We start from the raw sequence: 14,492 nt of genomic DNA on the forward strand, positions 1-14,492 counted from the left end.
GGAAACGCCTTCACGGGAAATGACCTGTGAAGGCGTTTTTGTATGATTAGTTCATATATTTCCCATGATTTGTTGCTATACTGCAAGCGGGAGCAAGTTAGCAGGGGGAGTCTAATGAAACATTTATTCTTAATGGAGTTCTTCGGACGCGTCCAAAGTGGCCGATCATACGCTGTTACAGAGCGTGTACGTCTATTTAAAAATCTAAACAAAGATGTCAAACTAGTCACATTTGACTACAATCCACAGTATGAAGAAATTTGGCGTGAAGCTGCGCCAGATGTCATGGCACACCACATCAACATGATGGATTATTTTCAAGGGGAGGCTGTTGCAGGCGGTGTCCGCGTTGAGCGTTTACATGATGCCCGTCAGGTAACCATTGTTGATAAGGTCTTTAATCAACATGACGAACTAGTGGGTGAAATCTATTACGGTTTGGATAACAAGAGTGTTTCACGACGTGGCGCCATTTTGTATAACCGGGATGGTTCGGAACGCATGCGGTTGCTATACGTTCAAAACAAGGTGACGCAAGTCTTATTGTGGGACGGTGGCATGCTGCATGTGCTGTCATTTGAAGCAATGGTGAAATATTTCTTGGACAAGTTGACCGCTGAAGAGCCAAGTATCATGTATGCCGATGTGCTAGAGGAAACAATGACGCAGGCGTATGGCAGTGTCGAAAATGCCGAAATGAAGGTGGCGTATATTCACGCTGATCATCACGTGGCCCATCATCAAATCTTGGTTGGCTTCCGTAATTTATTGCGCGCTAAAAAGTTCGATTGGATTGTGACGGGAACGCAGACCCAAGCAATTGATTTGCGAACGGAGTGGGGTGCCCAAACGGTTGATATTGCACCGGCTTCAGTGACGGTACCGGATGCGGTGACTGATTTGGCTGACCGGCGTGCGATGTCGGTTGTTGTGGTGACCCGCTTTGACCGCATTAAGCGAGTTGAAGATATGATTGCGGCCGTGGTGAAGGCGCATAAGCAAAATCGTGATATTAATTTGCAACTGTACGGCACGGTTTCTGACCAAGCGTATTACACGCAATTGCAACAACAAATCGCAGACGCTCATGCAACTGGGTATATTACGTTTAACGGGGCCACGACCGATCCAATCGGTACATTTGAAACAGGACAGGTCACGATTTTTACGTCACGAACGGAAGGCTTTGGTCGCACGATTCTGGAAGCTGAAGCAGCTGGTACGCCGGTGATTTCGTATGACATTGATTATGGTCCGCGTGCAATTATCGGAAAAGCTGGTAAGTTGGTTGCGGATGGGGATGTGAATGCACTGGCTAATGCGATTGTAATGGCGTTGGCGGATAAACGTTGGCGTGAAAAGGCGAGTGCAGCTGGCCGCGAACAAGCACGTGAATATGATGCTGAACATGTTCAGGCTAAGTGGTTAGATTTGATTACAAAATTGGAGGCGACACATGAAAATCATGTTGATTGATGACAAGACTACTGATGTCGTCACAAAGTTAAAGGACCTCAAGCGTCGTTATCATCACGTGCAAGTTGTGAATATGACGGAGAATGAGTCATATCGCAATGGTTTTCCGGGCGAATATTTGATGTATCGCATTGCTGGAATTCGTTTACGACCAGCAACGTATTTGAATGATTTGCCGTTAAACCAGAGTACGCGATGTCATACAACAAGTATGGTGAAATCAGCGTGACTGACATGGGCAATGAGGTTGCAACGTTGCAGTTGGTGGATTGGCAGAAGCAAACCGTCCGTGCGGTGAAGTACATTGCGCGTGGTTTTAACTGGCAGTTTGATTTGGTCGGTGAAAAGGCGGATGTGGTGAAGCGTTGGATTCGGGACGATAAGCAACGTACGATTATGATCCGCATGCAATTGTCGAACGGCAAGTTGTTGAAGAAGCTATACAACTATGAAGGTGACAGTCAACAGCCGATTAGCATGACGTTCATGTATGATGGCAAGTTGTTTGACGAGGAGAACAGTTGCTTGACGGCGTTCTTCGAAGATGTGTTTGATGATCAGAATATCGAGATTATTCGTTATACAGGTCAATAGAATAAGAAATAACAAAACGACCACTAGGTGTACGCAGATGCGTGTGCCTAGTGGTCGTTTTTTCTATTTATTGTCACGAACGAAGTCGGTGAAAATTTTAACGGCTGGATTTGGATTTTGGTTGTTTGTGGCCAGCATGATTTCGTAGCGGTGTGAGGTGTTTTCGAGTGGCTTAAACACGACGCCTTTGGTACTGAAGAGTGAGTTTTCAGGGAAGAAGGCGATTAGTTTATTCAAGCGAATCAACATTAGCAATAATTCCAAACTTTGAATTCGCGTGACGCTATTGAATTCGTAGCCGTCTTGGCGAGCATTATCAGTTAAACCGTGTGGCTCAGTCATGCCGGCGTCAGATGATACGAAGATGACATCTCGGTTGGCGAGTGCATCGTTGGGCACGACGTCGTATTGACTAATGGCGTCATCTTCGGCAACGGCGACCATCATATCGCCTTCTTCAAGCGTCGTTGTCTCAATTTGATCGAAGTCGCTGATTGAATTGAGCGCGTAGTTTCGCGAGAACAGAATATCAATCGTCTGTGAAAGCAAAGCTTGGTTATTATCGCGGAAATTATCTTGCGAAATCGTGATATCAATTTCAGGATGTGCCGCCATAAACTGATGCAACAACGGTGACATGAGTTGCGTTTCGTAATAAGTGGTGAAACCAATCGACAAGGTCTGCTTATCGGTTGAGCCGATTGCGTAAGCGAGTTGGACGGCTTGTTCGTAGTTGTTCACGAGTTGCTTGGCGTGATTGTAAAACTGACGACCAGCGGACGTGACGGTGACGCGGTTTTTCTGACGGATGAACAACGGGGTGCCGATTTCATCTTCCAGATTTTTCATTTGTTTACTGATGGCAGTTTGCGACACGAAATTCTTTTGAGCCGCTGCGGTGAAACTTGCTAGATCAACGGCATTGACAAAGTAGGTAAGGCGTTCAAGACTCATATCAATCTCCTAGTGTAACTTTTGGTTGGGGTAACAAACTTTTTGACTGTGTTCATTTATTCACAAGTAGCTATACTTAATTGTGTTGATAAGTGATGTTGGTAACAAGCAGAACTTCTAGTTAGATTATTTTATACCGAAATTAAAGAGGTAACAACCATGAGTAAGGTTATTTCAGCAAGTGAAGCTGTAAACTTGATTAAAGATAACGACACACTTGCAGTAAGTGGATTTGGACTTGCTGGTGTCGCAGAGGAACTTTTAATCGCCCTTGAAGAGCGTTATGCAACTGAGTCACACCCACAAGGTTTGACGGCAATGCACTCAAGTGCGGTTGGTAACCGTGACCAAAAGGGAATGAGTCACTTGGCAGCCCCTGGTTTGTTGAAGCGTTGGATTGGTGGGATTGCTGCGGCCTCTCCACGCATCGCTGAAGCTATTAACAACAATGAGTTGGAAGCTTACAACTTGCCACAAGGTGTCATCACTCGTATGTACCACGACATTGCGACGAAGGGTCCTGGTGTCATCACGAAGATTGGTTTGGGAACGTTCGTTGATCCAGACCTTGAAGGTGCCAAGATGAACGCCAAGACGACTGAAGATATCGTTAAGAAGATTTCTTTGGACGGTGACGAGTGGTTGCGTTACCCAACGTTCCCAATCAATGTTGCGTTGATTCGCGGTACGTACGCCGACGAAAACGGTAACTTGACGCTTGATAAGGAAGGTTTGGACATGGAAGTGCAAGCCATTGCCCAAGCAGCACACAACTCAGGCGGAATTGTTATCGCGCAAGTTGAAGCAGTAACGGAAAACAATACGTTGCACCCTAAGAAGGTTAAGGTGCCTGGTATCTTGGTTGACTACATTGTGGTCGCCCAACCTGAAAACCAATTCCAAACGGAAAACACGTTGTACAACCCAGCATTTTCTGGTGAAGTACGTGTGCCGTTGAAGTCAGTGCCAGCTTTGCCTTTGGATCCAAAGAAGGTTATCGCTCGTCGTGCAGCCATGGAATTGCGTTCAGGTGCCATCTTGAACTTGGGTGTCGGTATTCCAGTTAACGTTTCAGCGGTTGCAGCTGAAGAAGGTGTAAGTGACGACTTCGTTTTGACAACTGAAGCTGGTTCAGTTGGTGGTGTACCTGCCGGTTTGAAGGACTTTGGTCACGCCTACAACTCACAAGCAACGGTTGATATGGATGCCCAATTCGACTTCTACGATGGTGGTGGAATTGACCTATCAGTACTTGGTTTGGCACAAACTGATGCAACGGGTAACGTTAACGTTTCAAAGTTCAACGGTCGCGTGGCTGGTGCTGGTGGTTTCATCGACATCTCACAAACGGCTAAGAAGTTGGTCTTTGCTGGAACGTTCACGGCCGCTGGTTTGAAGGAACACATTGAAGATGGCAAGTTGGTCATCGACGAAGAAGGTCGTTTCCCTAAGTTTGTGGCCAATGTTGAGCAAATCACATTCTCAGGTAAGTACGCGGCAGCTAACCAACAACCGGTTGTTTACGTGACTGAGCGTGCCGTCTTCGAATTGACGGCTGATGGTTTGATGTTGACTGAAATTGCACCAGGTATGGACTTGGAAAAGGACATCTTGGCACACATGGACTTCAAGCCACTTATCAGTGAAAACTTGAAGCAAATGGACGCTGGTTTGTTTGCTGAAGAATGGGGCGGATTGTCAGCCCTAGTTAACCAATAAGAAAAAATACGAAAGAAAAAGAGGACTATTAATTATGGCAACTGTTGCAGAAATTCTAGGAACGAAGTACCCACTTATTCAAGGATCAATGGCGCGTATCTCACGCCACGAATTGGTTATCGCCGTATCAAACGCCGGTGGATTGGGTGTTTTGACGTCAGCTGGTTTTGACAAGGAAGGTTTGCGCGAGGAAATCCGCAAGGTTAAGGCCGGAACTGACAAGCCATTCGCTGTTAACTTGATGTTGATGATGAAGAACATCCCCGAGATGGTTGAAGTTATCATCGAAGAAGAAGTGCCATTCGTTATGACTGGTGCAGGTACGCCAAAGCCATACATGCCTGCTTTGACTGAAGCTGGTATCAAGGTTATCCCAGTTATCCCTTCAGTTAAGTTGGCTAAGAAGATGGAAGATTTGGGTGCCGTAGCCGTGGTTGCTGAAGGTATGGAATCAGGTGGTCACGTTGGTGAGACGACAACGATGGCTTTGGTGCCACAAGTTGCTTCAGCTGTTAACATCCCAGTTATTGCTGCCGGTGGTATCGGTGACGGACGTGGTGTTGCCGCTGCTTACGCTTTGGGTGCCCAAGGTATCCAAGCTGGTACGATCTTCTTGACGGCTGACGAAACGCCAGTGCCAGATGCCTTCAAGCAAGCTGTTTTGGACGCTGATGACACGGCTACGACGGTTACGGGTCGTCGTTCAGGTGCCCCAGTTCGCTCAATCAAGAACCCTATGATCGCTAAGTACCTTGAGCTTGAGTACTCAGGTGCTTCACGTGACGCCTTGGAAGAGTTGTCATTGGGATCATTGTCAAAGGCTGTCTTTGAGGGTGACGTTGAAAACGGTTCAGTTATGGCCGGTGAAATTTCAGGTATGGTTAACAGCAAGCGTTCAGTAAAGGACATCATCGAAGGATTGTTCAACGAAGCTGAAGAAGTGGTTAACAACTTGAAGATTACTTACTAATTAAATATCAGGTTCCCTGGTTAGGAACTGAGGAGTTAGGAATATGACAAACAAAACAATTAATCGTTGGGCAGTGCTAATTGCCTCTGCAGTGGTTTTGCTATGTACAGGTGCTATTTATGCCTTCAGTGTGTTGGCTGGTCCGCTAAGTGCTGAAAAAGGTTGGTCAATGGAGGCCATTATGACGGCTTTCGCAATCAACTCAGCAATTGGACCCATCCCAATGATCCTAGGTGGTTTCTTAACAGATAAAGGATTGGCTAAGTGGTCAATCGTCTTGGGTGGTGTCCTATTTGCAGTCGGCTTCTTCTTGACTGGCTTTGCGACGAGCACAATGATGCTTTACTTGTCATACGGTGTATTAGCAGGTCTTGGACAAGGGTTTGCATACTCAGGTGCGTTGAGTAACAGTATTAAGCTTTTCCCTGATAAGAAGGGCTTGGCTTCTGGTATTATCACGGCCGGTATGGGTGGTGCGGCAATTATCGCCGCACCGATTGCGAATGCGATTATCGAGTCTTCAAATGTCATGAACGCTTTCCGTTACTTAGGATTGGCGTATGTTGTCATCATCATCTTGGCTGGTTTCTTTATTAAGACTGCGCCAAAGGATTACGCACCAGCCGGTTGGTCACCAGCTGAACAAGCCGGTGCACCAAAGACGGTGAACAAGAACTGGCAACAAATGTTGGCCACGCCAGCGTTTTACTTGATTTTCTTCATGCTATTTACAGGTGCATTTGCTGGTTTGATGATTGCGTCAAACGCTTCAACAATCGGTCAACGTATGTTCGGTTTGACGGCTACTGCGGCCGCAGGTTATGTCAGCTTGTACTCATTGAGCAACACGCTTGGTCGTGTGTTGTGGGGCACAATTTCTGACAAGATTGGTCGTAACAAGACGCTTTACATCATTATGATTGTGGTTATCGCAGCCTTTGCGTTGATCCTTGGTATGAATTCACAAATTGGATTCGCTATCGGTATCATCGCGCTAGGTTTGACGTTCGGTGGTGTGATGGGTGTCTTCCCACCAATGGTGATGGAAAACTTCGGTCCCATCAATCAAGGTGTTAACTACGGTATTACATTCGTGGGTTACTCAGTTGCAGCTTTCTTCGCACCAAAGGTTGCCGTTGGTATGGCTGGTCAATCAGGTGATTTCTCAAAGGCATTCTATGTTGCAATCGTGATTGCCCTTGTCGGTATCGTGTTGAACTTCGCCTACGTACAACTTAAGAAGCGTGCAAACTAAATCATTAATTCGGAAAGGATCCTCGCTGGTTACGAGGGTCCTTTTTTCGTGCTCTTCGCACTTACTTATAGTCATAAATAAAAATCTTTTGTTTCGGTGTAAACTAATAAAAGGCAAAAAGTAGAAGGGGTTGGAAACATGAGCAAGGAACATGATAAGCAAACGCTGGCGCAGCGTAATAATTTGATTCGTGCTGCCGTGATGGGAGCCAATGATGGGATTCTGTCGGTATCAGGAATCGTTATTGGTGTGGCCGGTGCGACGACGAATTCATTCGCAATTTTCATTGCCGGTTTCGCTGGGGCATTGGCGGGAACGGTGTCGATGGCGATGGGAGAATATACATCAGTTCACTCACAAAATGATGCGCAAGTGAAGGCGGAGAAGGTGCAAGAGGCGGCCCTGAAAACGCAGTACGACACTGAATTTGAATTTGTGAAGAACAAGTATGCTGCGCAAGGGATTTCTGATGAGTTGGCAACGCAAGCGACTAAGGAAATGATGGCTAACGATGCCTTGGGGACAACAGTGCGTGAGCGTTATGGTTTCAGTTTGCACCATGAAGTATCAGCGATTGGGGCGGCAATGGCATCGATGATTGCCTTTCCGTTGGGATCATTGTTGCCAATGTTGGCAATTACATTGTTCCCGGTAAAGGAGCGTGTCATTGCGACGGGGATTGCCGTGCTGATTGCGTTGGCGATTACCGGGTATTCAGCCGCCCATTTGTCTGGGGCCAATGAAAAACGGGCGACGATTCGCAACATCGTCGCGGGTATTTTCACAATGGTCGTGACGTACTACATCGGAACGTTGATTGGACACTAAGGGGGATTGCGTTATGAATAATAAAGTTAAAACCCATCAAACGATGGAAGAACGCTTGAATGCGATTCGTGCCGGGGTGCTTGGTTCGAACGACGGTATTTTGACAGTTGTTGGCGTGCTGTTCTCAGTTGGGGCAGCGACGAGCAATCAATTTACAATCTTTATTGCCGGTTTGGCTGACCTGTTGGCGTGTGCGTTGTCGATGGCGTCTGGTGAATATGCGTCGGTGTCATCACAAGCGGATGCTGAAAAGGTGGTTGTGGATCGTGAAACACAACGATTGCGCGTGAACCCAGCTGGGGTAGCTGAAGATATTCGCGCGTTTTACGTTTCACGTGGGGTAACGACTGAAACCGCCGGTAAGATTGCGGATGAGTTGATGGCCAAGGCACCCTTGGAAACAATTTTGGCAACGCAGTATGATGTCCAATTGGGTCACTATGTGAGCCCATGGTCAGCGGCTGTTTCATCTTTGATTTGTGCCGCCATTGGTGGGGCGTTCCCATTATTGGCGATGATTTTGGCCACACCACGTTGGGAGTTCTTGGCTACGATTGGTGCGACGGTGGTTGCCGTTGCGCTGACTGGGTATCTAAGTGCCGTAATCGGTAAGGGATTCCCAATCAAAGCCATTAAGCGAAACGTGATTATCGGACTTTTGACGATTGCCATCCACTATGGCATTGGCATGTTCTTCTAAAGTTAGGTAAAATAAACATTAAGTAAGACTGAGTTTAGGCTCGGTCTTTTTTGTTAATTGGCTTTAATTTGGTAAGCTGGAAGGTAACAACAGGAGTGAGGAGCGCACTTGATATGGCAACGACACGATATGGACTTTTGGGCTACCCAGCCCGTCATTCAAAATCACCAGCAATGCACAATGCCGCGTTTAAACAAGCGGGCATTGATGCGCAATACGATGCCTATGAAGTCGCACCAAATGCATTGGCAGCGACGTTTAAAAGTTTGGTTGCATCCGGCGTGGCGGGTTTCAACGTGACAATGCCGTTTAAGGAAGCAATTATGTTGTACTTGGATGACCTGACGCCATTAGCTCGTCGCCTTTCAGCGGTCAACACCGTCGTGATTCGCGATGGCAAAACGATTGGTGATTCAACCGACGGCGCTGGCTTTTGGCGGACGTTACGTGAGCCAGCTGATCAAGTAATTTTGATTGGGACTGGTGGGGCAGCCCGCGCCATTATGGCGACGGCACCAAAGTCGGTAACGTTGCACGTGTTCAACCGTCAAAGCGACCGTTTCCCGGAAAAAGCTGCGATGGTCAATGATTTGGCAGGCGTTGAATTGCATGATTTGGATGAAATTGGGATGTATTTGCCATATGCTGATTTGATTGTGAACGCGACGAACGTGGGGATGCAGTCAGATATCTCGATTCTATCAACTGAACAATTCTATGAAACCCAACCAGATGTCCAAGTGGTTGATATTATCTATAAGAAAGAGCCAACGCCATTCGTGGCTGCAGCCCGTGCAGCCGGACGTCAAGCAGATGATGGCCTTGCCATGTTGATTGGTCAGGGTGCATTGAGTTTTGAACAATGGACCGGTCAATTACCTGATATCAACGTCATGAAGCAGGCGATTATGCCGGCTGAAGAAGGAGAAGAGTAACCATGATTTTAGTCATGAAGAATGTGCAAGCTGCGCAACAGGCTCTCGCAGCAGCGACAGCAGCCGGCTTGAAAAATGTGTACGCACACGAGGAACGCGTGGGCTTTGCGACGATTAAAACGTTGGCAGAAGTCCCATTTGTGAATGAGGCTGATGTTGCTGAAGTGATTGAAAAGCACCCAGCGGCGTTGAAAAGTTCGCGTCTTTTCCACCCGGCTGATACGGTCATTACGACTGCGCATTCAGTAATTGGTGGTGGCAATTTTGTCTTGATGGCGGGGCCAGATTCGATTGAGTCAGCTGACCACGTTTTGGCGATGGGCGTAGCTGTGCAAGAAGCAGGTGCAACGTTGCTTCGTGGTGGGTCATACAAGCCACGTACAAGTCCATATAGCTTCCAAGGATTAGGTGAGGCCGGGTTGCAAATGCACCGCCAAGCAGCTGATGCCTTGGGGATGGACATGATTACTGAAATTATGGATACGCGTGATGTTGAAATTGTTGGACAATATACCGATATTTTCCAAGTTGGCACGCGCAATATGCAGAATTTCAGCTTATTGAAGGCGCTTGGGCAACAAAGTAAGCCCGTCGCATTGAAGCGCGGTATGAGCGCCTTGATTGATGAGCTTTTAAGTGCGGCTGAATATATCGCGTCAGAAGGTAATGACCAAATTATCTTGATTGAGCGCGGCATTCGCACGTTTGATAACAAATACACGCGTAATACCATGGATGTGAGTGCCATTCCGGTTTTGCAAGAATTAACACATTATCCGGTTTTGGCCGATCCATCACACGCAGCCGGTGTTGCACACCACGTGACATCAGTTGGCTTGGCAGCGGTGGCGGCTGGCGCACAAGGGTTGATGGTCGAAATTCACAATCGCCCAGAAGCGGCCTTTGTTGATGGTGCGCAAGCTTTGACGCCAGCACAATTTGCTGAATTAGCCGACAAGGCGCGCGCGATTCACGAAATTGTAAGGGGATAATATGATTCAAGTAACATTACCTGACAAGCAATATCGCATTGAAATTCAAGCTGGTTTGCGCCATGCAATTGGTGAACAAGTTGCTCGGGTTTGGTCAAAGCGTAAGGTACTGTTGGTGTCAGATGAAAATGTCGCCACTTATTATTTGGCTGTGACGGCGCAAAATTTGACGTTGAATGGATTTGAGGTTGTACCAGCGGTCTTGCCGGCGGGTGAACAAACGAAATCCTTGGAGGCGGTCAACTATCTAGTTGGTGTGATGGCTGAAAATGGCTTTACGCGTCAAGATGGGGTGATTGCGCTCGGCGGTGGCGTCATCGGTGATGTGGCCGGTTTTGTGGCGTCAGTTTATATGCGTGGCATTGCCTTTATTCAAGTGGCGACGTCGCTGACGGCTCAAGTTGATTCAAGTGTTGGTGGCAAGAACGCCATTAACATGGATGATGTGAAAAATATTATGGGGACTTTTTACCAACCAGATTTGGTGATCATCGACCCAGAATATTTGGACACATTGGACGACCGTGACCTAGTTGAAGGTTATGCCGAAGTCGTCAAGACGTCAGCTTTGGCTGGTGGCGAGTTCTGGCAATGGACTGGTCGCATGAAGACGGTCGCCGACGTGCGTGCCAATGCACAATGGCTGATTGAACAATCCGTGCAATATAAGGCTGATATTGTGATGGCCGATGAAAAAGAGGGTGGCGTGCGCAAGGTGTTGAACTTCGGTCACACCTTTGGTCACGCCATCGAGTTGATGGCTCATGGGTCATTGCGCCACGGTGAAGCAGTCGCTGCTGGTATGGTCGCTATTTCGGACCGCTTTGAGCGTGACGGGATTACAGAACCAGGTTTGACTGATGCGTTGGTTGAGCGTTTGGCACCCGTTGGTCTACAAGTCTTTTCACCATTGATTGGTAAAGGTGACTTTTACGACCATTTGAAGAATGATAAGAAAAATCAATCTGGCACATTGCAGTTGGTCGCCATTGCGGCACCGGGCAAGCCAGTGATTGTTAAAAAAGAGTTAGCAGCAATGAAAGAATTCGTGGAAGGAAACCCAGAATAATGCGTTATATGACGGCGGGTGAGAGTCACGGCCCGGAAGAAGTGGCAATTATTGAGGGCATTCCAGCTGGTTTGCACTTGACCCAAGAAGATATTAATACGGAACTAGCACGACGCCAGCACGCAGCTGGTCGTGGGCAACGCCAAGTGATTGAGACTGATACGGTCACGATTATGGGTGGGGTACGCCACCAGGTGACATTGGGATCACCGATTGCGTTGAACGTGCACAATGATGACCACAATCACTGGACAAAGATTATGGATCCCAACACGCCAGCTGACGAAGAAAACAGCAAGCGTAAGGTGATGCGCCCACGCCCAGGTCACGCTGATTTGGTTGGGGGGATGAAGTATCGTCACTCGGCCGATTTGCGAAATGTGTTGGAGCGTTCATCAGCGCGTGAAACGGTCATGCGTGTTGCGGTTGGAGCGGTTGCAAAGCGTTTGTTGGCTGAATTAGGTATTGATGTGCACGGGTTTGTGTTAAACATCGGGCCAGTCCGCGCTGATGCGGGTCAAATTGCTCAGTATAAGACGTTGGCCGAATTGCGTGCCGTGACTGAGAGTTTCCCAACACGTACGTTGGACGCCGAAACGGATGAAAAGATGCGCACGTTGTTGGATGACACGAAGCGTGATTACAACACGGTTGGTGGTACAGTCCAAGTTATCGCAACCGGCGTACCAGTTGGCTTGGGGTCATATGTTTCCGCTGATACAAAGTTGGATGCCAAGATTGCGCGCGCCATTATTGGCATTAACGCGTTCAAGGGCGTTGAATTTGGTGGCGGGTTTGAGAACGCTGAAAAGTTCGGCTCAGAAGTGATGGACGAAATCTACTGGAGCGAAGAACGTGGTTTCTACCGCGGGTCTAACAACCTCGGCGGGTTCGAAGGTGGGATGACCAACGGTGAACCAGTGGTGGTGAAGGGCGTTGTGAAGCCAATTCCAACGCTTTATCGACCAATGCAAAGTGTCGATATCGATACCCACGAAGACCATCGTGCGTCAGTGGAACGCTCTGATACAACGGCGGTTACCGCAGCTGCCGTAATCGCGGAGCACATGGTTGCCATTGAGTTGGCCACTGCCATTTTGGATAAATTTGATACAGATAATATGGATCGTTTGAAGGAGCAATTAGCGGCGTACCGTGCCGAAATTAAAAACTTCTAAGTCGCCCCGAAAGGAGTAAGTTATGACTAACCGACAATTAAAAACTGCAGCAACCGGCATTAATGGCCAGTTAACGGTACCGGGGGACAAGAGTATTTCACACCGTGCGGTTATGTTGGGGAGTATTGCAACTGGGGAGACGACGATTTACGGACTGCTCGATTCGGATGATGTCCGAAATACATTGGGCGCCATGCAGCAGTTGGGGGTAACCGTCGATTGGTATGATGACCGTGTCGTTGTGCACGGCCGACCACTTACGACGTTGACGGAGCCCGAGGAACCGCTTGATATGGGGAATTCTGGTACTAGTACGCGCTTGTTGATGGGATTGTTGGCGAATCAGCCATTCCCGATGACGTTTGTTGGGGATGCTAGTTTGAGCACTCGTCCATTGGCGCGCGTGATTGATCCATTGACGAAAATGGGGGCCCGTTTTGTGTCGACGAATCACCGTTTGCCGGTGACGACGATGCCTGGCTTTGGCTTGCATGGGATTCACTACCGTTTGCCAGTGGCATCTGCGCAAGTGAAGAGTGCTTTGATTTTAGCTGGCTTGCAAGCTGAAGGCGAAACGGTGATTACCGAACCGTTGGCGACGCGTGACCACACTGAACGGATGTTGCAAAAGTTTGGCGTAGCAGTTACCCGTGATGGCCAAGATATTATCGTGACGCCGAACACAACTTTGACTGGGACAACGATTAACGTGCCTGGTGATATTTCATCGGCTGCGTTTTGGATTGTGGCCGCATTGTTGGTGCCAAATAGTGAGTTGCGCTTGACCGGCGTCGGGATTAACCCAACGCGTGACGGCATTTTACGTTTGTTGCGTCGCATGGGTGCAGTGATTGAACTGGATAATGTGATTTCAGAAGGTGAACCAACCGCGGATTTGATTGTTCGTACACAAGCCTTGCAAGCGACAGCCATTACGTCAGAAGATATTCCGACAGCGGTCGATGAAATTCCGATGCTGGTGTTGGCGGCGACGCAAGCGCTTGGCGACACCTTGATTACAGGTGCCCAGGAACTTCACGTGAAAGAAACGGATCGCATTGCGACGGTGACCACGCAACTCAATAAGTTAGGGGCGAACATCGAGGCTCGCGAAGATGGGTTCTTGGTGCACGGTGGTACGCCGTTGCATGTTGAAGAGGCAACGGTGGTTGATTCATCAGGCGATCACCGAATTGGGATGATGCTGGCGATTGCGGCCTTGTTGACGGATGGTGAAGTTGCTTTGGCAAACGCTGATTCAGTCAGCGTGTCATATCCAAGCTTCTTTGCGGACCTAGAAAGATTGGTGGAAGCGTAATGAAAACAGCGATTTTGATTGGTTTCATGGGGGCTGGCAAGACGACGGTTGGTCGTTTACTAGCTGAAATGTTGACCGTGCCATTAACCGATACCGATAAAATGATTATTCGTAAGACGGGACAAACGCCGGGCGAAATTTTTGCCGCAGAGGGTGAGTCAGCCTTTCGGGCGCTGGAACATGATGTGTTGCAAGAAGTCATTAATAATGAGGGCATTATTGCAACAGGTGGCGGCATTATCGAGACGCCAGGTAATATTCAACTGTTGTCTGAAGCAAATGTGCCAGTGTTTTATCTATCAGGTTCGTTTGGTCAAACGATGGAACGATTGGCCGATGATGACACGCGCCCCATTTTGCGTTCAAAGACGTTGATGGAAGTGGCAGCCTTGTGGCGTAACCGCTTGCCGAAATATGACGCGGCTGCCAGTCACGTGATTGCGACGGATAATAAAACAGCAGCTGAAGTCGCAACTGAAATTCGCGAGTTACTAGGTGAATAAG

Annotated in this window: 15 protein-coding genes; 14 read left to right on the plus strand and 1 reads right to left on the minus strand. The window is 48.1% G+C overall.

The annotated features are described in order from the left end of the window. Positions 1-114 precede the first annotated feature (114 nt). From ACAW68_03345 to ACAW68_03355, 3 genes are read left to right on the plus strand one after another with little or no spacing between them, the layout of a single operon-like run. Complete coding sequence (locus tag ACAW68_03345; protein ID XGA16603.1) at positions 115-1,476, plus strand: glycosyltransferase; 1,362 nt, start codon at positions 115-117, stop codon at positions 1,474-1,476. Then, on the plus strand, positions 1,457-1,705 hold the full coding sequence (locus ACAW68_03350; GenBank protein ID XGA16604.1) for a hypothetical protein: 249 nt from the start codon (positions 1,457-1,459) through the stop codon (positions 1,703-1,705). Before ACAW68_03345 ends, ACAW68_03350 begins: the two co-directional genes overlap by 20 nt. Next, positions 1,672-2,070, plus strand: coding sequence for a hypothetical protein (locus ACAW68_03355; protein XGA16605.1), 399 nt, complete (start codon positions 1,672-1,674; stop codon positions 2,068-2,070). The genes ACAW68_03350 and ACAW68_03355 overlap by 34 nt, the downstream gene beginning before the upstream one ends. A 63-nt stretch (positions 2,071-2,133) precedes the next feature. On the opposite strand, the gene ACAW68_03360 is transcribed toward ACAW68_03355, so the two are convergent. Beyond that, entirely contained in the window at positions 2,134-3,024 is an 891-nt protein-coding gene (locus ACAW68_03360; protein ID XGA16606.1) for a LysR family transcriptional regulator, read from the minus strand. A 159-nt stretch (positions 3,025-3,183) separates the two neighbouring features. Between ACAW68_03360 and ACAW68_03365 the strand changes: the two genes are divergently transcribed. The 11 genes from ACAW68_03365 to ACAW68_03415 all read left to right on the plus strand — a co-directional run bounded on the left by ACAW68_03365 (position 3,184) and on the right by ACAW68_03415 (position 14,491). Continuing rightward, complete coding sequence (locus tag ACAW68_03365) at positions 3,184-4,743, plus strand: acyl CoA:acetate/3-ketoacid CoA transferase (GenBank protein ID XGA16607.1); 1,560 nt, start codon at positions 3,184-3,186, stop codon at positions 4,741-4,743. Between the two features lie 34 nt (positions 4,744-4,777). After that, a complete protein-coding gene (locus ACAW68_03370) occupies positions 4,778-5,713 on the plus strand; it encodes a nitronate monooxygenase (protein ID XGA16608.1) in 936 nt (311 codons plus the stop codon). 43 nt (positions 5,714-5,756) lie between these two features. Next, complete coding sequence (locus ACAW68_03375; GenBank protein XGA16609.1) at positions 5,757-6,968, plus strand: OFA family MFS transporter; 1,212 nt, start codon at positions 5,757-5,759, stop codon at positions 6,966-6,968. Positions 6,969-7,106: 138 nt separating this feature from the next. Beyond that, the gene (locus tag ACAW68_03380; GenBank protein ID XGA16610.1) at positions 7,107-7,796 is read left to right on the plus strand and encodes a VIT family protein; all 690 of its coding nucleotides are present in this window, start codon (positions 7,107-7,109) and stop codon (positions 7,794-7,796) included. A gap of 13 nt (positions 7,797-7,809) precedes the next feature. Next, complete coding sequence (locus tag ACAW68_03385; GenBank protein XGA16611.1) at positions 7,810-8,496, plus strand: VIT family protein; 687 nt, start codon at positions 7,810-7,812, stop codon at positions 8,494-8,496. A 113-nt stretch (positions 8,497-8,609) separates the two neighbouring features. Then, positions 8,610-9,431: a shikimate dehydrogenase gene (gene aroE, locus ACAW68_03390; GenBank protein ID XGA16612.1), complete on the plus strand. Its 822-nt coding sequence runs from the start codon at positions 8,610-8,612 to the stop codon at positions 9,429-9,431. A gap of 2 nt (positions 9,432-9,433) precedes the next feature. Continuing rightward, on the plus strand, positions 9,434-10,423 hold the full coding sequence (gene aroF / locus ACAW68_03395; protein ID XGA16613.1) for a 3-deoxy-7-phosphoheptulonate synthase: 990 nt from the start codon (positions 9,434-9,436) through the stop codon (positions 10,421-10,423). A 1-nt stretch (position 10,424) separates the two neighbouring features. Next, positions 10,425-11,492, plus strand: a complete 1,068-nt coding sequence (aroB, locus tag ACAW68_03400; protein ID XGA16614.1) for a 3-dehydroquinate synthase — start codon at positions 10,425-10,427, stop codon at positions 11,490-11,492. Continuing rightward, positions 11,492-12,670, plus strand: coding sequence for a chorismate synthase (gene aroC / locus ACAW68_03405; protein XGA16615.1), 1,179 nt, complete (start codon positions 11,492-11,494; stop codon positions 12,668-12,670). Before aroB ends, aroC begins: the two co-directional genes overlap by 1 nt. Positions 12,671-12,692: 22 nt before the next feature. Then, complete coding sequence (gene aroA, locus ACAW68_03410; protein ID XGA16616.1) at positions 12,693-13,988, plus strand: 3-phosphoshikimate 1-carboxyvinyltransferase; 1,296 nt, start codon at positions 12,693-12,695, stop codon at positions 13,986-13,988. Beyond that, the gene (locus tag ACAW68_03415) at positions 13,988-14,491 is read left to right on the plus strand and encodes a shikimate kinase (GenBank protein XGA16617.1); all 504 of its coding nucleotides are present in this window, start codon (positions 13,988-13,990) and stop codon (positions 14,489-14,491) included. Before aroA ends, ACAW68_03415 begins: the two co-directional genes overlap by 1 nt. The last annotated feature ends 1 nt before the right edge of the window (position 14,492 follow it).

The organism is Weissella confusa (assembly GCA_041871065.1).
GTDB lineage: Bacteria > Bacillota > Bacilli > Lactobacillales > Lactobacillaceae > Weissella > Weissella confusa_A.

Coding starts and splice junctions, on each gene's coding strand:
- ACAW68_03365 (XGA16607.1), top strand. CDS start 3,184: ATGAGTAAGGTTATTTCAGCAAGTGAAGCTGTAAACTTGATTAAAGAT.
- ACAW68_03415 (XGA16617.1), top strand. CDS start 13,988: ATGAAAACAGCGATTTTGATTGGTTTCATGGGGGCTGGCAAGACGACG.
- ACAW68_03355 (XGA16605.1), top strand. CDS start 1,672: ATGTCATACAACAAGTATGGTGAAATCAGCGTGACTGACATGGGCAAT.
- ACAW68_03345 (XGA16603.1), top strand. CDS start 115: ATGAAACATTTATTCTTAATGGAGTTCTTCGGACGCGTCCAAAGTGGC.
- ACAW68_03375 (XGA16609.1), top strand. CDS start 5,757: ATGACAAACAAAACAATTAATCGTTGGGCAGTGCTAATTGCCTCTGCA.
- aroB (XGA16614.1), top strand. CDS start 10,425: ATGATTCAAGTAACATTACCTGACAAGCAATATCGCATTGAAATTCAA.
- aroA (XGA16616.1), top strand. CDS start 12,693: ATGACTAACCGACAATTAAAAACTGCAGCAACCGGCATTAATGGCCAG.
- aroE (XGA16612.1), top strand. CDS start 8,610: ATGGCAACGACACGATATGGACTTTTGGGCTACCCAGCCCGTCATTCA.
- ACAW68_03350 (XGA16604.1), top strand. CDS start 1,457: ATGAAAATCATGTTGATTGATGACAAGACTACTGATGTCGTCACAAAG.
- ACAW68_03385 (XGA16611.1), top strand. CDS start 7,810: ATGAATAATAAAGTTAAAACCCATCAAACGATGGAAGAACGCTTGAAT.
- ACAW68_03380 (XGA16610.1), top strand. CDS start 7,107: ATGAGCAAGGAACATGATAAGCAAACGCTGGCGCAGCGTAATAATTTG.
- ACAW68_03370 (XGA16608.1), top strand. CDS start 4,778: ATGGCAACTGTTGCAGAAATTCTAGGAACGAAGTACCCACTTATTCAA.
- ACAW68_03360 (XGA16606.1), bottom strand. CDS start 3,024: ATGAGTCTTGAACGCCTTACCTACTTTGTCAATGCCGTTGATCTAGCA.
- aroF (XGA16613.1), top strand. CDS start 9,434: ATGATTTTAGTCATGAAGAATGTGCAAGCTGCGCAACAGGCTCTCGCA.
- aroC (XGA16615.1), top strand. CDS start 11,492: ATGCGTTATATGACGGCGGGTGAGAGTCACGGCCCGGAAGAAGTGGCA.